Origin of the sequence: Xanthomonas hortorum pv. pelargonii (assembly GCF_024499015.1) — a bacterium.
GTDB lineage: Bacteria > Pseudomonadota > Gammaproteobacteria > Xanthomonadales > Xanthomonadaceae > Xanthomonas > Xanthomonas hortorum_B.
In genome coordinates this window covers 2,672,338-2,692,223 of record NZ_CP098604.1, presented here as the reverse complement: position 1 = coordinate 2,692,223, position 19,886 = coordinate 2,672,338, and the positions used below count along the sequence as shown (strand labels likewise).

General features: G+C 64.8%; 17 protein-coding genes. 4 read left to right on the top strand and 13 right to left on the bottom strand.

Annotation, left to right across the window (positions count from 1 at the left end; genetic code table 11):
* Window positions 1–216 precede the first annotated feature (216 nt).
* Both NDY25_RS11765 and NDY25_RS11760 read right to left on the bottom strand, forming a co-directional pair.
* A complete protein-coding gene (locus NDY25_RS11765; RefSeq protein WP_168959613.1) occupies window positions 217–2,430 on the bottom strand; it encodes a TonB-dependent siderophore receptor in 2,214 nt (737 codons plus the stop codon).
* Between the two features lie 221 nt (window positions 2,431–2,651).
* A complete protein-coding gene (locus tag NDY25_RS11760; protein WP_168959614.1) occupies window positions 2,652–3,134 on the bottom strand; it encodes an Lrp/AsnC family transcriptional regulator in 483 nt (160 codons plus the stop codon).
* A 127-nt stretch (window positions 3,135–3,261) separates the two neighbouring features.
* Between NDY25_RS11760 and phhA the strand changes: the two genes are divergently transcribed.
* Both phhA and NDY25_RS11750 read left to right on the top strand, forming a co-directional pair.
* Window positions 3,262–4,152 (top strand): phenylalanine 4-monooxygenase, encoded by an 891-nt coding sequence (phhA, locus tag NDY25_RS11755; protein WP_168959615.1) that lies wholly within the window; start codon window positions 3,262–3,264, stop codon window positions 4,150–4,152.
* Between the two features lie 91 nt (window positions 4,153–4,243).
* On the top strand, window positions 4,244–4,888 hold the full coding sequence (locus NDY25_RS11750) for a DMP19 family protein (protein ID WP_168959616.1): 645 nt from the start codon (window positions 4,244–4,246) through the stop codon (window positions 4,886–4,888).
* Window positions 4,889–4,939: 51 nt separating this feature from the next.
* On the opposite strand, the gene NDY25_RS11745 is transcribed toward NDY25_RS11750, so the two are convergent.
* Window positions 4,940–6,676, bottom strand: a complete 1,737-nt coding sequence (locus NDY25_RS11745; RefSeq protein ID WP_168959617.1) for a M61 metallopeptidase family protein — start codon at window positions 6,674–6,676, stop codon at window positions 4,940–4,942.
* Window positions 6,677–6,982: 306 nt separating this feature from the next.
* Between NDY25_RS11745 and NDY25_RS11740 the strand changes: the two genes are divergently transcribed.
* A complete protein-coding gene (locus tag NDY25_RS11740; RefSeq protein ID WP_104549506.1) occupies window positions 6,983–7,279 on the top strand; it encodes a helix-turn-helix domain-containing protein in 297 nt (98 codons plus the stop codon).
* Complete coding sequence (locus NDY25_RS11735; protein ID WP_168959618.1) at window positions 7,276–8,559, top strand: type II toxin-antitoxin system HipA family toxin; 1,284 nt, start codon at window positions 7,276–7,278, stop codon at window positions 8,557–8,559. Before NDY25_RS11740 ends, NDY25_RS11735 begins: the two co-directional genes overlap by 4 nt.
* A 69-nt stretch (window positions 8,560–8,628) precedes the next feature.
* Here the strand turns inward: NDY25_RS11735 and NDY25_RS11730 are convergent, their stop codons facing one another.
* The 10 genes from NDY25_RS11730 to NDY25_RS11685 all read right to left on the bottom strand — a co-directional run bounded on the left by NDY25_RS11730 (window position 8,629) and on the right by NDY25_RS11685 (window position 19,886).
* Entirely contained in the window at window positions 8,629–9,750 is a 1,122-nt protein-coding gene (locus tag NDY25_RS11730; RefSeq protein WP_168959619.1) for a GDSL-type esterase/lipase family protein, read from the bottom strand.
* Window positions 9,751–9,988: 238 nt separating this feature from the next.
* Window positions 9,989–10,654 (bottom strand): RpiB/LacA/LacB family sugar-phosphate isomerase, encoded by a 666-nt coding sequence (locus tag NDY25_RS11725; RefSeq protein ID WP_006452146.1) that lies wholly within the window; start codon window positions 10,652–10,654, stop codon window positions 9,989–9,991.
* 233 nt (window positions 10,655–10,887) lie between these two features.
* On the bottom strand, window positions 10,888–11,643 hold the full coding sequence (gene kduD, locus NDY25_RS11720) for a 2-dehydro-3-deoxy-D-gluconate 5-dehydrogenase KduD (RefSeq protein ID WP_168959620.1): 756 nt from the start codon (window positions 11,641–11,643) through the stop codon (window positions 10,888–10,890).
* A 159-nt stretch (window positions 11,644–11,802) separates the two neighbouring features.
* Window positions 11,803–12,657: a 5-dehydro-4-deoxy-D-glucuronate isomerase gene (gene kduI, locus NDY25_RS11715; protein WP_168959621.1), complete on the bottom strand. Its 855-nt coding sequence runs from the start codon at window positions 12,655–12,657 to the stop codon at window positions 11,803–11,805.
* 537 nt (window positions 12,658–13,194) lie between these two features.
* Window positions 13,195–14,253, bottom strand: coding sequence for a LacI family DNA-binding transcriptional regulator (locus NDY25_RS11710; protein WP_180336602.1), 1,059 nt, complete (start codon window positions 14,251–14,253; stop codon window positions 13,195–13,197).
* A 140-nt stretch (window positions 14,254–14,393) separates the two neighbouring features.
* Window positions 14,394–15,977: a family 43 glycosylhydrolase gene (locus NDY25_RS11705; RefSeq protein WP_168959622.1), complete on the bottom strand. Its 1,584-nt coding sequence runs from the start codon at window positions 15,975–15,977 to the stop codon at window positions 14,394–14,396.
* Window positions 15,978–16,214: 237 nt separating this feature from the next.
* Window positions 16,215–17,498, bottom strand: a complete 1,284-nt coding sequence (locus tag NDY25_RS11700; RefSeq protein ID WP_006452152.1) for a TRAP transporter large permease — start codon at window positions 17,496–17,498, stop codon at window positions 16,215–16,217.
* A complete protein-coding gene (locus NDY25_RS11695) occupies window positions 17,498–18,019 on the bottom strand; it encodes a TRAP transporter small permease (protein WP_168959623.1) in 522 nt (173 codons plus the stop codon). The genes NDY25_RS11700 and NDY25_RS11695 overlap by 1 nt, the downstream gene beginning before the upstream one ends.
* 10 nt (window positions 18,020–18,029) lie before the next feature.
* Complete coding sequence (locus tag NDY25_RS11690) at window positions 18,030–19,028, bottom strand: TRAP transporter substrate-binding protein (RefSeq protein ID WP_168959624.1); 999 nt, start codon at window positions 19,026–19,028, stop codon at window positions 18,030–18,032.
* A 36-nt stretch (window positions 19,029–19,064) separates the two neighbouring features.
* A complete protein-coding gene (locus tag NDY25_RS11685; RefSeq protein ID WP_023902089.1) occupies window positions 19,065–19,886 on the bottom strand; it encodes a 2-keto-4-pentenoate hydratase in 822 nt (273 codons plus the stop codon).

Here is a 19,886-nt window from a genome sequence, read left to right as displayed (position 1 = left end):
GCGCGGTGGTTGCGCGGGCGCGCTGAAGGCGTATCAGGACGGCTTCGCGGCCGGGGCCGCTCCTACGACAGCGGGCTGGTTTTCGGGGGCAATGACCAATATCGACAGCTTGGGCAGCCAGGCCGTCCCCCTGTAGGAGCGGCCTTGGCCGCGATGCCGTGCCGATAACAGTGCTGCCGTCCTGGCGCTGTTATCGGAACGCACTTCGCCGCTACCTCAATACCGCCAACGCAACGACACGCTGACAAACCGCGGCTCGCCATAGTTCTGGTAGTCCAGGTTGGCCCAGTAGGTCTTGTCGAAGGCGTTGCGCACCGCCAACGTGGCAGTCCACTGATCGCTGATGCGGTAGTTGGCGTTGAAGTGCACCAAGGCGTACGCGTTCTGCACCACGGTCACCGGTGTGGTGGCGCCGCTGCCGTCGCCGGTGGGGCGCTCGATATTGAAACCGCGTACCGCGCTTTGCCAACTGACGCCGCCGCCGATGCTCAGGCGCTCCCAGGCGCCGGGCAAGCGCAACTGCGTGGACAGCTGCAGATAATCCTCGGGCAGATTGGCGTAGATCGCATCGGTGGGCGGGCGCGTCACCTTGACGTGGGTAAAGCCGGCATTGACGGTCCAGCCGGGCAGGATCTCGCCGTTGATATCCATTTCCCAGCCACGGCTCTTGGTGCCGTTGATGCCGATGTAGGCCGAATTGCCGTCCGGCAGCGAGGATTCCGGCTGGGTCATGTCGCGCACGGCGAAGTTGTCCTGCTTGGCCTCGAACACGGCGGCAGTGGCCATCGCATGGCCGTCGAGCAACTGCGCCTTGATGCCGGCTTCCAGGTTGGAGCCTTCCACCGGCGCGAGCAGGTTGTTGTCCTTGTCGCGGTAGTTCTGCGGATTGAAGATTTCGGTGTAGCTGGCGTAGAGCGACACATCCGGCACGATGTCGTAGACCAGGCCCACGTACGGAGTGACTTCGTCGCTTACTTCATAGCGGCCACTGGTGCCGGTGTAGGTGCCGCTGGCATCGAAGGCCTGGGTGCGGGTTTCCCATGAGCTCAGACGTGCGCCGGCGATCAACGACAGCGGATCGGCCAGACGAAACCGTGTGGAGGCATACACGCCGCGCTGGGTGGTGCGCGCTTCGCTGCGCCGGCCGGTGCGCGCATAGGTCACTTCCGACGCATTGCCATCCCAGTTGCGGATGTTGGGAATGAAATAGCAGCGCTCGGGTGGACCAAAGTCGTTGGGGCAGGTCGCCCAGTCGTCGGGATAGGTCTGCGCCACGTCATACGAGGTCGATTGCAGATCCTGCCAGCTGCCGCCGACCACCACGTCGTGCTGCCGGCCGAACAGCGAGAAACCACCGGACAGATACACATCCACGCTGTCGCGAGTGTCTTCGGTCTCGCCAGTGCCGGTGCGCAGAAACATACCGCTGCCATCGGCGGCCGGATAGCCGGTGCCGTACACGCGCAGGCTCTGCACATTGCCCTTGGTGTGCGCGGTGTTGACGCGCAACAGCCAGTCCTCGCCGAAGCGTTGTTCCAGGTTGGCGAACGCGGTGCTGGTTTCGCGCTGCCAGCGGGTCCACTCCGGCGCCAGGTTGGTGGAGCGCGACAGGTTGGCCAGCGAGCCATCGGCTGCGAAGAACGGCACCGTGCCCCAGGTCGAGCCGACCGGGCTGTTGTCCTGGCGCTGGTAACCGACGGTGAGCGTGGTGCTGTCGGTCAGATCGCCTTCCAGCACCGCCATGCCCGACATCTTGTTGTCGTGGTAACGGTCGTAGTAGTAATCGCGGTCCTGCCAGGCCGCCACCACGCGGCTGCGCCAGCGCCCGTCTTCGGTCAGCGGTGCGTTGACGTCGGCCTGCATGCGGCGGAAATCCCAGGTGCCCGCGCTCACCGCGAACGAGGCATCGAACTCCTTGCCGGGCCGCTTGCGCAGCAGGTTGACCGTGGCCGAGGGAATACCCGCGCCGGTGAGCAGGCCATTGGCGCCGCGGATCACTTCGATGCGGTCGTAAAAGACTGTGTCGTATTCCTGGTTGGTGGAACCGCTGTAGGTGGGCAAGCCATCGACCTGGAAGTCGGTGATCTGGAAGCCGCGCGCGAAATACAACGGCCGCTGGGTGTCGTAGAACGACACGTTGACGCCGGTGACATTGCGCATCACATCGTCGATGCTGAAAAGCGACTCGTCTTCCAACCGCTGCAGCCCGATCACGCTCACCGACTGCGGCGTTTCCTGCAAGGTCAGCGGCAGCCGCGTGGTGGTGGCCGGCTGCGCGCGGCTCACCGCACCGTTGACGTTGACCTGGTCCAGCGTCTTGGCGTTGGTTAAATCGGCAGCATCGGCGGCGTGGGCAGCGCAAGGCGTCATCGCCAGCGCGCACAGCAAGGCGGCGGACAGCGTGGCCAGAGGAGCGGAAATCGCGGGCATTGGATGGGTTCTCATCGATCGGTGCGGACGCTGGGCGTCAGGAAGCTGCAGGCAGGCGTGCGCGTCCCACTCGGGCGACGAGCTGGCTGACCCTGCGGGGCTGGCGGATCGACGGGGAACGACATGACCGGACGCGGCCAGAAGTTATGCAAATGTAAATCGTTAGCGTTTGAGAGGCAAGTCACAATGTGCCGCCCCGCCCTCATGCAGCGCTGCGGGGGTCAGGCCAGATGCGCCAACGGCAAGCCTTCCGGTGCCTTGACGGTGCGCAGCACGAAGCTGGAATTGACGTCGGACACGCCGGTGGCATTGAGCAGGCGGTCGAGCAGAAACCGCGAGAAATGCTCCAGATCGCGCACCTGCACCTGCAGCAGGTAATCCATGTCGCCGGTGAGCGCCCAGCAGGCCACCACCTCGTCCCAGCCACGCACGCCCTCGGCGAAATGCTCGATATCGGCCTGGCCGTGCTGTTCCAACTGCACGCGCACAAACGCCTGCAATCCCAGCCCCAGCGCCTTGGCATCCAGGCGCGCGCCGTAGCCGGCGATGATGCCGGCTGCCTCCAACCGTTGGGTGCGGCGCAGGCAGGCCGATGCCGACAGATTGACCTGCACCGCCAACTCCGCATTGCTGCTGCGCCCCTGCGTCTGCAGCAGGGCGAGCAGGCGCAGATCGGTGCGGTCCAGGGCGATGGGGTGGTCCATATGTTGCGCAGCAGCAGAAGATGACGCACGAATCTTGCGCCATCTGGCGTTGACCGCGCAAGATTCGCAATCCCGTTGCGCGGCCATCGGGCTAAGGTGAGCGCTGATCATCGGGAACTGCCGCCGCATGAACACCGCACCGCAACGCGTCGAGAATCAGCTCACCGACAAGGGCTATGTGCCGGTCTACACCACCGCCGTGGTCGAGCAGCCGTGGGACGGCTACAGCGCCGACGACCATGCCACCTGGGGCAGCTTGTATCGGCGCCAGCGCGAGCTGTTGGTCGGGCGCGCCTGCGACGAATTCCTGCAGGCGCAGGATGCGATGGGCATGGGCGACACCCACATCCCGCGGTTCGATGCGCTCAACGCCGTGCTGCAGGCGGCTACCGGCTGGACCCTGGTCGGCGTGCAAGGCCTGCTGCCGGAACTGGACTTTTTCGAACATCTGGCCAACAAGCGCTTCCCGGTGACGTGGTGGATCCGCCGCCCCGAGCAGATCGATTACATCGCCGAGCCGGATTTGTTCCATGACCTGTTCGGGCACGTGCCGCTGTTGATGAACCCGCTGTTTGCCGACTTCATGCAGGCCTACGGCCGTGGCGGGGTCAAGGCGCATGGCATCGGCGCGGACGCGCTGCAGAACCTCACACGGTTGTATTGGTACACGGTGGAATTCGGCCTGATCGCAACGCCGCAAGGGTTGCGTATCTTTGGGGCCGGCATCGTGTCGTCGAAGGGCGAATCGCTGCATTCGCTGGAATCGCCGGCGCCCAACCGGATCGGCTTCGACCTGCAACGCATCATGCGCACGCGCTACCGCATCGACAGCTTTCAAAAGACCTACTTCGTCATCGATAGCTTCGCGCAATTGATGGACGCCACCGCGCCGGATTTCACTCCGATCTATGCCGACCTTGCGCAGCAGGCGCAGGTGCCGGCCGGGGATGTGCTGGTCACAGATCGGGTGCTCCAGCGCGGTACCGGCGAAGGTTGGAGTTGCGAGGGCGATGTGTGAGCGGTGCCGGGGTGGCGCGAGATCGCTGCACCGACTCGACAGCACTGCCCACGCGGACTAAGGTCAAACCTCCCCACACCGCCTTCGCTCAATGGACCTGACGCAGCTACGCATCCGGCGCTTGGAGCTGGACGACACCCGCCTGCTGTTCACCCTGGCCAATGGCATCCGTATCGATGAGCCCATCAAGGCGCATCGGCTGTTGTTCAAGGCGGCCCCGCCGCAGCGCGCGCAGTGGCAGATCACCGAAGACGGTTTTGGGGTGAACTGGCCCGCCGTCGCGCCGCCTACCCCGGAGGGCCTGCTCAACATGCCCGAGCTGTTATGGCGCCGCCGCAGTGCGCGCGCGCAGACCAAACTAACCACGCTGCGTGGCCACCTGGATGCGCTGACACCAGGCGAGCGCGAGCTGGTTGCACTGGCACGGCTGGACGCGGACATGGTCGAAAGCGGCTACGCGCGCTATTTCGACCGCTGGGACGCCAGCACGCGCACTTACGCGCTGCAGGCGCTGGCGGCGATGGGTGCGGCGCAGACACGCCAGGCGATCGAAGGCCTGGGCGCATTGTTCGAACGCCTGGAAGAAGACCCGAATCTGCTCAGCATCGAAGACATCCTCGACGCCATGAACGAGACCGACCGCCAGCGCGTGGATGGCTGGGAAGAGGTCTATTACCGCCGCTCCGGCGAACTGGCGCGACTGGGGCTGACGCATTACGGGGTGGATAAGGCCTGAGCCGCCATCACTGCATTGCCGGTGCCGGATGCGTCTTGCCTCAGCCCGGACTCACAGCCGGCACTGCGCATCGTCCACACCGGGCACGCGCTCCCATTGCCAGGTGTCTACCTGCTCGCCGCGTGGCAGATAGTCCACGTCGAACTCCTTGCCATCGCGACGCAGGCGCAGGTGCAGGCGCTCGGTCTGGTTGCCTTGGATGCCGTCCTGCGGCACCGGCCGCACGATTTCATCGCCATTGCGCACGCCAGCGCGCGCGGCAGCCGAATCTGCCATCAAGCCACGCACGATGCGTTTGGGTTCGGCCAGCACCGCCGGCTCGAACCCCAGCACATAGCGCCGCAGCAGTTTGCTGGTTCTGCGAAAGCACGGCCCGAACGCGTCCGACGCAGGCAACGGCGGGGTGCCCGCCAGAAACGCGTGGAACTCCTGCACCGCCGTATCGCCCAGCTCTGCCTTCAGCAAGGACTCCCAGTCTGCCTGGGTCGCATTGCGCTCCTGGGTGATCAGCAACAGTGCGCGCAGCAGGTCATCCAGAGAGCGTCGACCGTGCGAGCGTTTGCGCAGCGCATCGTCCACCGTGGCCAGATACAACATGCCGCGGTCATAGGCGAGCATCCGGATACGGGTGTCCTTCCAGAACCCTTCTTCTATGCGTGCATTGGGTAGAGCGCCCAGCGCGTTGGTGTAGTAACGCGCTGCGGTGAGGTTGAGGACAGTCAGATACTGCTGCGGCGTGAACAAACCAAAACGCAGCGGCAGCCGGGCCTCGTAAAAGACTGCCGAGCCCTCGCTGAACCAGGTCGTGGACTCGCCACCGTTGCGCGACAGGCGCGGTTGATAGGTGTGGAACATTTCATGCGACAAGGTGACCTTGATCTCGTCCAGATCGGTCTCTGCTGGCGTGCCGTAGGTCGTGATGAAGGACCGGTACAAGGCCGTTCCGCCGCCGGCGTTGACCGGGTTGTAGCGCAGAAAAATCGTATAGGGCCTGGATTCCGGCTGCGGAAACAGTGTTTCGAACTGTTCGTGCAGCTCACCCACCCAGGCGGACAACGCGCTTGCATCGAAGGGCGGCTGCCCCTGCCAGGCAACCGAAAACCCGTCCGCCCGCGGCACGTTCGGCCAGCGTCCGACATCCCCTGCCATGAAGAACAAGCCGGGCAGGCTGCCGGTATCGATGTCCCCAACCTGCACGTTGCCCTCCCCGAATGAGCTCACGCCCCTGGCGCCGGCCGGCAGGTGGCTCAGATCCCAGCCGATGTTCAACGCGTAGATCTGCTCCTCGGGCGGCAGCACCAGAAACATCGCCGACGTTGCAGAAAACGCATGCGCATCGTTGCGGAACGAAATCGGCGGGGCCGGGCCGCGCGGCGGCCGCGTTGCGTTGGCCGGTACGCGGTAGCGCAGGGTCAGCGGGCCGCTGAGCGCACGCGGTGTGGTCCAGACACGCAACTGGCTCTGATCGCCGTTTTCCTGCGCGCTGGCGGCCCGTCCAGACAACTGCACCTGGCCGTGCGCATCGGTCGCCTCGATCGAGGCAATGTGCTCGGCGAAGGTGTCCACGTTGTTCACCTGCATCGGCAGCTGCGCCACGATGCCGCCACGCGGGACGGCAAGGTCACCAATGCGCAGGCGCACCTCCAGCGTGGTCACCTCCCCCTTGTCTGCGTAGGGCGCCAGTTGCAGCTCCAGGGAAACCGGCGCGGGCTCCGCCGGCGCTGGGCTTGCCAGTGCGCCAGTTGCCACAGTGGTGAGTACGAACAGGAGCAACCAGGAAGTTTTCATACATGCCGGACGCTGGGGATGGCCGATCATGCCGCCGCTCGAGGCCGCCCACCAGTGTGCCGAAGGTCACGGCGTGCAAGGCAGTGCAATGGCTGCCGTGTCTTGGGATGGGTGACGCTGATGTCTGACGTTTGCGGCGACCGCTCCATCGCAGTGCCGGGCGGTTGCACTGCGCCTGTGTGGGTGGGCCAGACGGTGACCTTGCCACCGAGCCTGGAACCAACATCACTCGAATACAAAATTAACTTGCTTTTGTACCGCTAGAGAGTAATTTAATTTGGTATGGCTAAACGTGTCCCTCCCACCATGCCGCGTGCCCAGCGCCAGATCGAGGCGCTGGGAGAACGCTTGCGCGCCGCACGACTGCGTCGCGAGATGACCCAGCGCGAGCTGGCCACCCGCGTCGGCGTCAGCGTGCCAACCCTAGCCAAGCTGGAAAACGGCGATCCATCGACCAGTCTGGCGACCGTTCTCCGTGTACTGACCGTGCTTGGTGTGGACAAGGACATCGATCTTCTGGCGCAGGCCGATCCACTGGGGAGGCAGCTGCAGGACAGCCGGCTGCGGCGCCCGGGGCCCTCTTCCATCAGGAGCGAGCCATGACTTCGGCTCCCTTCGCGCATGACATCAACAAGGTCGAGGTGTGGCTAGAGGATCAATCATTGGGCGGCAGCTCCCTGGTTGGATATTTGACACGCCAATACAGCCGCCGTGGCGAGACACTGCAGTTCGAATATGCCGCCGGCTGGCTGGCCAACGAGACACCTGTTCGCGCGTTCGCGCTCGACCCGCAACTGCCGCTCTATGCAGGCGCATCGATTGCACGCGTCGGAGCGTCCGAGTTGACCGGTGCCTTTCTGGATTGTTCGCCCGATCGCTGGGGCAAACTGCTGATGAAGCGCAGAGAAGTGATCATGGCGCGCGAACAAGGCCGAAAAGTTCGTGCACTGCGGCCCTGGGATTATCTGATCGGCGTCAACGATGCGTCCCGCATGGGCGCGCTGAGGTTGCGCGACAGCACGACCGGCCGATACCTCGACGACCATGCATTGAGCGCACCGCCCATGACGCAATTGCGCGAGTTGGAAGCGATTGCTCGCCGCCTTGAGCGCGATGACATGGATGACAGCGACATGGATCTCACGTGGGTCAAGCAACTGATCGCACCCGGCGCTTCGCTTGGTGGCGCCAGGCCCAAGGCCAGTGTCAGAGAGACGGATGGCTCTCTCTGGCTGGCGAAATTTCCTTCCGCTGACGACCTCTACGACGTGGGGCGATGGGAATACATCACCTACCGTCTGTCACTGGCTGCGGGCATCAGCATGCCTGCCGCCAAACCACTGGAATTGTCCAATCAAGGCACCACGTTCGCGGTGCAGCGCTTTGATCGCACTGCGCATAGCCGCCGTGCATATGCCTCGGCATTTACGCTGCTGGATGTGGAACACAGCGAAGCGTCGTCTTACGTCGATATTGCGCATGCCATCGAAGTCGTCGGCGCAACACACGCGATTCAACATGACCTGCACCAGTTATTCCGCCGCGTCGCCTTCAACGTACTGGTCAGCAATCGCGACGATCACTTACGCAATCATGGGTTCCTGCGTGAGCAAGACGGCTGGTGTTTGGCACCTGCGTTCGACGTCAATCCAAACCAGGACAAAGACGTGCACGTACTGGCCATTAGTCTTGACGACCCCACACCCGATACGGCGCTATTGATGGAAACGCACGATTATTATCGGCTGACCAGAGCGCAGGCATTGGCCATCATCGAAGAAGTACGCGCGGCGGTTGCGCGGTGGCAACAGGAAGCTGTGCGATGCAACGCCAGCCGCGCAGAGATAGTGGCGATGGAATCGGTGATTGATCCGATGCGATAGGCTTGATTTCAAGGCGTATCGTGAGCATCCCAACCGGGAGATCGATGATACGTATCAGTGACGTGTGGCTTATATCTTCGGCGCCACCGTGTATGCCAGCAATACAACCAACGGTTCTTCTCCGGTTTGCTGTAACGCGTGCGTACTTCCCGGCCGCGTCAGTAGCGCATCGCCTGCATTGACTTCGTATTGCTTGCCATCCAGTGCATACAACCCGCGGCCGCTGACGATGTAGTAGATCTCGTCCTTGTCGTGCAGGTGCAGGCCGATGCCGGCGCCTTTGTGCAGCACGCGTTTGCGCAGCACGAATTTCAGCTCCGCTGCGTCGGCGAAGAAGGGATACGCCGTGGTGGGGCCGGCGCCGCCGTGCGGGCCGGGTTGCGCGCGGGCGAGGTCGCGTTCGTGCACCACCAGCGAGGGATGCGCTTGCGCGGCGCGTTGTGCGGCGGTGTTGTGGGCTGCGCCGCAATCGGCGTCGCGACGGAGCTGTGCTTTGAGCTCGGGCTGCAGTTGCACCCAGCCATGCACAACCAGGCAGGCGATTGCAGTGGCACCGGCGCGGCTGAAGTGGGTGCCGTCGGCTTTGCCCTGTTCGGGCACGAACAGGAAATATGGTTTGGCTGCCTGTTCGCCGAGTGCGCGGATCCAGTCGCTGGAACTGGCATTGAGATCGATGAGGGCAACGTGCTCTTGCGCTGCGAGTTGCTGCATGGCCAGCGTATAGCGGCCGTGGGTGTCGAGCAGCGCGCCGAAGTCGTAGAGCAGGCGTGCGGCGGGCGTGATCAGGATCGGCGTGGCGCCCTTGTCGCGCGCGACGGCGATGTAGCGGCGCAGGAACTGCTGATAGTCGCTGTGCGCGTCGGTGTAACGCGTGGGGTCTTCGTGCTTGGCGTCGTTGTGACCGAACTGGATCAGCAGGATGTCGCCGCGTTGCAATTGGTTGGCGATGGCGTCCAGGCGTCCTTCTGCGATGAAACTGCGGGTGCTGCGGCCACCCTTGGCGTGGTTGCGGACCTGCCATTGCGCAGGGTCGAACCAGTCTTGCAGCAGTTGGCCCCAGCCGGCCTGCGGCGCGCGCTCCGGGCCGTACTCGGCGGCGGTGGAGTCGCCGGCGATGAAGATGTGGTGTGTATTGGCGCGGGCGAGGTTTGCGGAGAGCAGCAGCAACGATGCGAAGAGAAGCAGACGCATGGTGGCTCCGGGGAAGAGTGTTTAGGACAGCGCGGTGTCCCTTCTCCCATCGGGAGAAGGTGCCCGAAGGGCGGATGAGGGTGCGGCGGCATCGGAAATGAATGTTGGACGGCGGTACTGTCGTCTCAAGCCTTTCAAGCCTTTCAAGCCTTTTCCGTTTAGGCCAGCTGTCTTCCGCCGTACCCTCACCCCAACCCCTCTCCCGGCGGGAGAGGGGCTTTAGTGCTTCGGGGGCCGGTTAAGCTGCCGCTGCTGCAGCGGCTTCCGGCTTGCCCAGTACGCCGGCGACGAAGGCGCGGATCTCGGCGTCCTGGGCGTTGTCGAAGAAGCACTGCTGGAAGCGCTCGCCGCCGACGGCCTGCTTGATCAGTTCCGGGTCGATGGCGCGCAGGCCGTCGAGATACGACTTGGCGGTGGCCTGCTTGAGCTGGGTCAGGATGCCGGCGTTGGCGGCCTGCGATTCACGACGCTCGGCCGGGTAGCCCAGGCCACGCTCGCCGCTGAAGGCCTTTTCGAAGATGTAGCGCACGTTGATTTCCGCGCCCCAGCCGTAACCCTTGGCGAATGCCAGCGACAGCGCATTGCCGTTGTTGACCTGGGCGAACAGGTAGGCGTCGGTCGGCTCGATGCAGTAGCCGCAGAACACGCCTGGGTGTGCGTTGAGCGACATCATGGCGCCCTGGCCGGTGCCGCAGCCGGCGACGACGAAGTCGACCGCCTTGGAGTTCAGCAGCAGGCTGGCGACGATGCCCAGGTGGATGTAGGTCAGGCGGTGGTCGTTGTCGCCGTCCATGCCGACGTTGAACACGCTGTGGCCCTGCTCGCTGGCGACGTCGTTGAGCTGCTGCAGGATCACCGGGTTCTTGCCGGCCTGACTAAACTCATTCATGAGTGCGATTTTCATGGGATGCTCCAATTGGGTTTGGGGAAGTGGTTTGGATGTGGAATGTGTGCGCTTGGGTGCCGTGTCTTGATGCGCTTTTCCGGTGCCTTGTCTGTGCGGGATTAGGGCTCTGATCGAGCACGGAAGAGGTATGCCGGCATGCAGCGCGCGTCTGGTTGATGTACGTGCATGCCGACCCTCATCCGCCCTTCGGGCACCTTCTCCCGGAGGGAGAAGGGAACGACGCGTTTTTCTCAGCGTGCCAGCCAGCCGCCGTCGACCGGGATGATGGCGCCGTTGACGTAATCCGAGGCACTGCTGGCCAGGAACACGGTGGTGCCGCCGAGGTCGGCCGGTACGCCCCAGCGCGCGGCCGGGATGCGGTCCAGGATGGACTTGTTGCGCGCTTCGTCGGCACGCAGCTGGGCGGTGTTGTCGGTGGCCATGTAGCCGGGCGCAATGGCGTTGGTGGTCACGCCCTTGCTGCCCCACTCGTTGGCCAGCAGGCGGGTGATGCCGGCGATGCCGGACTTGCTGGCGGTGTACGACGGCACGCGGATGCCGCCCTGGAACGACAGCATCGAGGCGATGTTGATGATCTTGCCGCTGCCCTGGGCGATGAAATGGCGGCCGGCGGCCTGGGCCATGAAGAAGGCCGATTTCAGATTGACGTTCATTACGTCGTCCCAATCCTGCTCGCTGAAATCCACCGCGTCGGTGCGGCGGATCAGGCCGGCGTTATTGACCAGGATGTCCAGGCGGCCCAGGCCGTTCAGGGTTTCCTTGAGGATGCGCTCGACTGGCTCGAGGCTGATCAGGTTGGCCTGGATGGCGATGAAGCGGCGGCCCAGGCCCTTGACCAGTTCTTCGGTCTCGGTCGGCGCCTGGATGCCGGCGGCGGCGATGTCGGCGCCCGCCTGTGCCAGTGCCAGCGCGATGCCCTGGCCCAGGCCAGTGTTGGCACCGGTGACCAGTGCGACCTTGCCTTCGAGACTGAACGGATTGCTCATTACCTTATCGCTCCTGCTGGGTGATGCCACGTTGGATGAGTGCGTTGCGTCCGCGCGCTGCGCGGCCACGCATTGATGGAGCTATCGCATTAACTTGGCTGGTGAATCGCATTAACCGAGTGATTGCGCTGATTAAGTATTGCCTTGCAAGCGCCAGCGTCATTTGAGCTGGCAGATGTCCAGCACGTGCATGTCGGTGTAATCCAGGTTTTCGCCGCCCATCGCCCAGATGAAGGCGTAATTGCTGGTGCCGGCGCCCATGTGGATCGACCACGGCGGCGACACCACCGCTTCGTTGTTCTGGATCACGATGTGGCGCTGCGCGTCCGGCTCGCCCATGAAGTGATAGACGCGGTCGTTGCCGCCAAGATCGAAGTAGAAATACACCTCGCTGCGGCGGTCGTGCAGATGCGGCGGCATGGTGTTCCAGACGCTGCCCGGCTTGAGCACGGTCAGGCCCAGCAGCAACTGCGAGGACTGGCAGGTGGCCGGCACGATGTACTGGTAAATGGTGCGCTCGTTGCTGGTTTCCAGCGCGCCGCGCTCCAGTGCCACCGCATCCTTGATCGAGAGTTGTTTGGTCTCGAAGCGCGCGTGCGCCGGCGTGGAGGCGAGGTAGAACTTGGCCGGGTTGGCAGCGTCTGCGGACGCGAAGGTGACCTCGGTGCTGCCCATCGCCACGTACAGGCCGTCCTTTGGCCCGAGCGTGTAGGCGGTGCCGTCCACGGTCACGGTGCCAGGACCTGCGCCGACGTTGAGGATGCCCAGCTCACGGCGCTCCAGGAACGGATGGCCGGCAGCGGAAGCAGGTTCGGTCTGCTTGGGCAGCTCCAGCGTTTTGCTGAGCGGTGCCGCGCCACCGAGCACAAAGCGCTCGTAGTGGGTGTATTTGAGGGTCACCGCATCGTCGACGAACAGGCCATCGAGCAGATAGAGCTCGCGCAGGTCGTCGTTGCTGGCGCCCTTGATGGCAGCGGGATGGGTGGCGTAGTGGGTCTTGCAGTACAGGGACATGCGCGATCTCCGGTAGCAAGCAAGGGGGATTGGCTTGCACCGGGACATTCTACCAACTCTGGTTAACCGGTGTCATTGCGCAGTGCACGATAGCGTGGGAATCCCTTCTCCCTGCGGGAGAAGGTGGCGCGCAGCGCCGGATGAGGGTACGAGGCTGCGCGCGGTGCTAGAGGGCGCGATCGGGTTGGTCGAGTAGAGGCCTGTGCGCCCATCTCACTTCTGCGCATGTCCGAGCTTTCTTAGATGGCTGTCTGCCGCCGTACCCTCACCCCAACCCCCGCTCCGCGCCCCGGCCCGCGCTTGCGGCGCGGGCGCTCCAAGGCACGCGCGCCCATGGCGCGCAAGCCGTGCCTTCTCGCCCCGGAGGGAGAGGGGCTCACTCCCTTCTCCCTCCGGGAGAAGGTGGCGCGTAGCGCCGGATGAGGGTGCGCCTCAGTGGATTGCCAATGCCTGCCATGACCAACGCGTCGCCACGCGCCGTCACAAGTGAATCGCCAGCGCTTTGCTTGACGGCCCCCTCCCCTGGGCTTGACCTGCTCAATCTTCCGGCGGTTGGCAGGAGTCGCGCACGATCAGGTGCGGGCGCACGCTGGCGGTGGGTAGCTGCGGGGCGTTGTCGGGCTGGATCAGCATCGCGGCGGCGGTGCGGCCGGTGTCGCGGGTGTGGCGGCGCACCGAGGTCAGCGGCGGCCATAGCCGCGAGGCCAGCGAGCTGTCGTCGTAGCCGATCACCGAGAGCTGGCGCGGGATGTTGATGCCGGCGCGCAGTGCGACCTTGTAGATACCGGCGGCCATTTCGTCGTTACCGGTGAAGATGGCGGTGGGGCGCTTCTTGCCCAGCAGCAGCTTTTCGGCCGCCGCCACACCGGATTCGAAGGTGTAGCCGGCTTCCACAATCCGCTCGGCCGGCAGTTCGATGCCGCGCCGGGTCAGCGCGTCGGCAAACCCGGAGGTGCGCTCCACCGAGGAGCGGTAGGCGCTGGGGCCGGTGACCAGGGCGATGTCGCGGTGGCCGAGCGAGAGCAGGTAGTCGGCGGCCTCGGCGGCGCCATCGCGGTCGTGGGTGATCACCGTCTGCGAGGTGGCGTCCAGCGCGACCGAGGCGATGCGGGTGTAGCGGCAGCCGATCTCGGCCAGCATATCGGCCAGCGCCTGGTCCTCGGAGGCGCGTGGCACCAGGATCACCCCGTGCAGCTTCTGCGCCTGGGCAAAGCGGCGCACGCCTTCGATGTAGCCGGGGCTGCGGCTGTCGCAGGGGTGCACCACCAGCTCGAAACTGGAGCCGCGCAGCGCGTCCAGCGCGCCGTACTGCATGTCCACGATGTACTGCGCGGTGGGGTTGTCGTAGACCATGCCGATCAGGAACGAGCGCCGGAACGCCAGCCCGCGCGCGAGCGGGTCGGGCGAGTAGCCGACCTCGCGCATCAGCGCTTCGACCTTCTCGCGGGTGTCCTGGCGGACCAGCGGCGAATTATTGATGATCCGCGAGACGGTCTTCTTGGACACCCCGGACATCCGGGCGATGTCGTTGATCGTGGCTACCTTGCCCTTCGGCAGGCCGGGCATTCCCTCTTCAGGCATCTTGCGGGCGGGCATAGCGGTCAACCATTGAAGTTGATTGGATTCTACCGGCCAGCGGGCCGGCAAGCCTTCGCAGGCTTGCCGATGTCCCGAATCCGCCATGACCGGAGCGCCGTTGCGTGATGCGCCACGGCATGCCCGGCAGTGCAGAACGGTCAGTCCAGGGCGCGGTAGCGGAAGTTGCGGAACTCCACCTGGCCTTGGCCGGACGCGTACAGCGCCGGTTTCAGTGCCAGGAACTTGCCGGCCACGTTGTGGTGATAGCCGGACACTTCCATCTGCACCGGGTACTTGGTCCAGGTGGTGCCGTCGGTGCTGCTGTGGATGGTGACGATGTGGCGGTTGTTGGTGACGCGCAGCCATAGCGCGCCGCCCTTGCCGCTGGGCGCCAGCTTCGCCGGGCGTTCTTCGCCGTAGCGGTGCATGACGAAGTTCTCGCCGTTGCTCCCCACCCCGGCGTAGAGCTTGTCGCTGTAGAACAACAGCGCCCCGCCCTGCCCGCCCGGTGCAACGTTCATCTGCACCTCGAACTGATAGGCCTGGTCGGGCGCAATCAGCGTCAGCGGCGAGGCGTCGCGCGGGGCGCTGCCCTTGCCCTGCAGGCGCAGCACGCCATCGCCTACTTGCAGGCGCTTGGCTTCGTCGGCGGCCGGGTTGAAGAACGACCACTGCGGGCCGAGCGTGTTGGCGCGGAAGTCGTCCGACAACCTCAGACCATGCGGCAATGCCTGCCCGCTGGGCTTTTTCAACGGCGTGCCCAGGTCGCCGCCCTTGGCGACGAACCAGCCGTCCGCGGTCCATTCGATCGGGTCGAGCAAGGCCTGCCGGCCCAGCGTCCAGTAGCCGTGTTCGTAGCCGTGGTAGAGCATCCACCAGCGCTGGTCGGTGCCTTCCACCAGGGTGGCGTGGCCACGCGACCACCACGGCTCGTCGGCGCTCTTGGTGCGGGTGATCGGGTTGTTGGGCGCGTTCTGCCAGGGGCCGTGGATCGAGCGCGAGCGCGCGGTGATCACCATGTGCCCGGTCGGCGGGCCGGCGGTGCCGCCAACGGCGGTGGTCATGTAGTACCAGCCGTTGTGGCGGGTAATCTTGGGGCCTTCCTGGGCGTAGCCCTCCACGTCCCAGCTTTCCGGGTATTTCCAGCCGTCGTAGACGTGCTTGGGCGTGCCGACCACCTTGAAGCCATCGTCGGAGAGTTGCACGTAATCGCCGCCGCTCAGGAACAGATAGCGCTTGCCGTCCTCGCCCACTGCATGGCCGGGGTCGATGTACTTGCCCAGGCCGATGTCAATCGGCTTGCTCCACGGGCCCTTGATGTCATCGGCCCAGACCACGAAGTTGCTGCGCTCGCCCTGGTCGCCGCGGCGCGCCGGGAAGTAGATGTAATAGCGCTTGCCGTGCTTGATCAGATCCGGCGCCCAGATCGCGCCGACGTTCTGCGTGATCGCATGGCCCAGCGGTTGCCAATTGACCAGATCGCGCGAATGCCAGATCGGCAGACCCGGATACGCGTCGAACGAGGACAGCGTGAGGTAGTAGTCGTCGCCGTCCTTGAGCACCGACGGGTCGGGGTGATCGCCGGCCAGCACCGGGTTGAGGAAGGTGCCGTTGCCCTGGTCGGCAATACGCTGGTGTTCGATGCCGCGCTTCCAGTCGGCCGCAGCGCTTAGCCCGGCACACAGCAGCAGGCCGCTGGCCAGCAGCCAACGCAAACGGGGTGAAGTGATACGCACACGCATGCTCTCTCCTTGACCCCCAACCTGCGGGGCGATGCGGCGGCCGACGCCTTAGATCGTCGGCCGCTGGGATGACGGCGGAAACTCCCGCCAGCAGCGGCGCTGAGCACAGCTCATGCAGCGTCGCCAAGCGACTGTCGGATGAGGAGGCCGGGGCGGTGGAATCGCACGTGGTAGATGCCGATTCGTTCGCCCCGACCGCGCCCTGCCGACGGATACGCAGTGGATGGAGTGGCGCTTTTACGCGCGCAGTGCCCTCGGCAACCACAACGACAGTTCGGGGAAAAACGCCACGATCAGCAGCACGCATAGCGCGGCCAACCAGAATGGCCAAATGGTGCGCATGCTCTGGGCGATGGTGATCTGGCCGATCGAGGTGCCGATAAACAACACCGAGCCGATCGGCGGGGTGATCAAACCGATACCGCCAGCCAGCACCATCACCAGACCGAAGTGGATCGGGTCGATGCCGTAGGCCTTGACCACCGGCAGGAAGATCGGCGTGCAGATCAAAATCTTCGGCGCCAGGTCCATGAACATGCCCAGCAGCAACAGCATCACCACGATCATCAGCAGCACGGTGTTCTTGCTGTCGGCGATGGCCTGCAGGAACTTCACTGCGGCCGCCGGCACCTGCAAGTACGCAAGCAACCAACCGAACACTGCAGCCGTGGCGATCACGAACAAGATCACGCCGGTGGTGCGCGCGGCATGCGTGACCGCGGCGAAGAACTCGGCCCAACGCAGCTGGCGATACAGCAGCGCGGTGACGATCAACGCGTACACCACCGCAATCGCGGCGCTCTCCACTGCGGTGAAGATGCCAGCGCGAATACCGATGAAGATCAGCGCCACCAACCCCAGGCCCGGCAGTGCGCCGAACAGGCGCAGCGCCACTGCGCGCCAGCCGGGGAACGGCTCGGTACCGTAGCCGCGATGGCGCGCCACCGCATAGCCGGTGACCATCATCGCTGCGGTCATAAGCAGCGCGGGGAAGATGCCGGCGGCGAACAGATCGGCGATCGAGATACCGCCGCCCGCTGCTGCGGAAAACAGGATCAGGTTATGCGAGGGCGGCACCAGCAAGGCCACCAATGCAGCGGTCATGCTGACGTTGACCGCGTAATCGCGGTCGTAACCGCGCTTGATCATCTGCGGAATCATCGTGCCGCCAACTGCCGAGACATCGGCAATCGCCGAGCCGGACACGCCGCCGAAGAACAGCGACGACAGCACGCTGACCTGGCCCAGCCCACCACGTACGCGCCCCACCAGCGACGAGGCCAAGGCGATCAAGCGTTCGGAAATACCACCGCGCAGCATCAACTCGCCAGCGAAGATAAACAGCGGAATGGCGATCAACGAGGCCGAGCCGCTACCGGCAGAAATCTGCTGCACCAGCACCACCGTGGGCAGGTCCAGATACAGCAGCGTGGCCAGCGCGGCCGCGCCCAGCGCATAGGCCACCGGCACACCGATCAGCAGCAGCACCACGAAGGTTCCCAACAACATGGCGATGCCCATCAGCGCACTCCTCCGGTGTGGATCGGGCGCAGCACACGCCACAGCTTGTACAAGGCGAACACCACCATCAGCGCGCCGCCGATCGACAGCGGCAGGTAGTTGATGCTCTGCGGCATCTGCGCGCCGGCCATCTTGATGTCCAGGCCATCGAGCAGCAGCGCCGCACTCCAGCGCGCCAGCACCGCACCGATGGCAATGATCATCAGCGGGCGGATCAGATCGAACACCTTGCGCACCAGCGGCGGCACGTGTTCGCCCAGCAGGTAGAAGCCGAAATGGCGGTTGGTGTGCACACCGGCGGCCGCGCCCAGGCTCAGCGCGGTGCTGAGCAGCAGCAGCGTCACCGGCTCGGTCCAGCTGGGCGAGTCGTTGAGCACGTAGCGGGTGAATACCTGCCAGCCCTGCACGACCACCAGGCCCAGCAAGGCCAGCGATGCCACGCCAACGGCAGTATCGGAAACGCGGTCCAGCGCGCGCTGCAACGGCGCGACCGGGACGGCGGGAGTCTCGGGTTCGGTCATTGGATCACCTCTATGCGAAATCGCGGATGCGGCGGTACAACGCTTCGATCTCCGGCTGCTTGCGGTATTCGGCCAGCAGCGGGGCGGAGGCGGCGCGGAACGCCGGCATGTCGACCTGGTTGATCTTGACGCCGTAGTCGATCACCTGTTTGCGCGCGATCACTTCCGAGGCATCCCACAGGTTGCGCATCACCGGCACCGAGGCGCGCGCCAGTTCCACCACCAGGCCGCGGTCGGCCGGGCTCAGCGATTCGAAGCTCTTGCGCGACATCACCAGGATGTCCGGCGCGTAGGAATGCTCGCTCTGCGACCAGTAGTGCGCGGCCTCGAAATGGCGGCTGGACTGGAAGCTGCGCATGTTGTTTTCCGCACCGTCGATCATGTGCGTTTCCATCGCCGAGAACGTCTCGCCCAGCGACATCGGGGTGGGATTGGCGCCCAGCATGCGCATCAGCTTGAGGAAGATGTCCGACGAGGCCACACGCAACTTCAGGCCCTTGAGATCTTCCGGGCGGTGCAGCGGGTGCTTGGTGTTGTAGAAGCAACGCGCGCCCGAATCGTAGATCGCCAGGCCCACCAGATCGCGCTGCTCGAAGCTGCGCAGCACGCTGTCGCCGACATGCCCGTCGATGGCGCGGCGCAGGTGCAGCACCGAGTCGAACACGTACGGCAGGCACAGCGCCTGAGTCAGCGGAAAAGTGTTGTTCAACGCACCCGAATACACCCGGGTGATGTCGATGGCACCGAAGCGCGCCATGTCGATCGCCTCCGACTCGCGGCCCAGCTGGCCGGAGTGGTACTGGCGCAGCTTGAGCCGGCCATTGGTGCGTGCTTCGAGCTGCTTGCCGAACCACCGCACCGCTTCCACGGTGGGGTAGTCGCCGATATGCACGTCGGTGGCGGTCAACAATTGCCCGCCGGGGATCGGCGTGGTGGCACCGGCGCCCAACCAGGGGCCGGCCGCGGCGGCACCGAGCCCGGCACCGAGGAAATGTCTGCGTGTGATCATTGGCGCCCTCCCAAGCGTCTGGTCACTGAGTCCGAATCAGGTAGCGGACACAGCCGTGCAGGAAATGTCGCCGATGCCGGCGAAGCGAATCAGGGCACGCTGTCCCACTTCGATGTCATGGATACCGGTGGCATTGCCCGTGGCAATGAGATCACCGCGCTTGAGCGGACGCCCGCGCTGGGCCGAACGACTGAGCGCAAACGCGTAGGCGGCGCGCAATCCACCCGGCAACGTGGTGGCCCCGCCGGTGCCGACAACCTGGTCGTCGATCAGCGTTTCGGCAGTCAGCGCGGACTCGTCGCGTGCCAGCCAATCGGTCACTTCCGGGCCTAAAATCAGGCCGTTATTGTTGCCGAAGTCGGAAATCACCACGCGCGGGCCCAGCTTGTTGATGGTCGCCAACGGGCTGCTGGCGATCTCCACGCCGATGAACAACGTGGCCGGCAGTTGCGCCGCCTGCTCCGGAGTGAAGTGGGTCTGCTCGGCGGGAGCGTCCGCTTCCAGGCGCAGCACATACTCGGCCTCTACCGCACCGAAGCCGCCCTGGTAGATCGGGAACTGCGTTGTTCCACCGGTAGCATTCCAGAGCTTGTGCGAGAAGATCGGCCCCAGCAGGCGGTCGTCGCCGGAGGCATCGCGGCGCTCGGCGGCGATATAACCCACCTTCCAGCCGACCACCTGGTCGTCCCATTGGCTGATGGCGATGTCCTGCACCTGATAGGCAGTGACCAGATCCTCAGGGATTTGCCCGGGAAAGTCGGGCAGCGATGCCCCTGCACGGCGTGCCTCCACAAACTGCTGGGCGATCTGCGACAGCATGGATGTGGACGATGGCGGGGTGGCGGCGTCGTTGCTCAA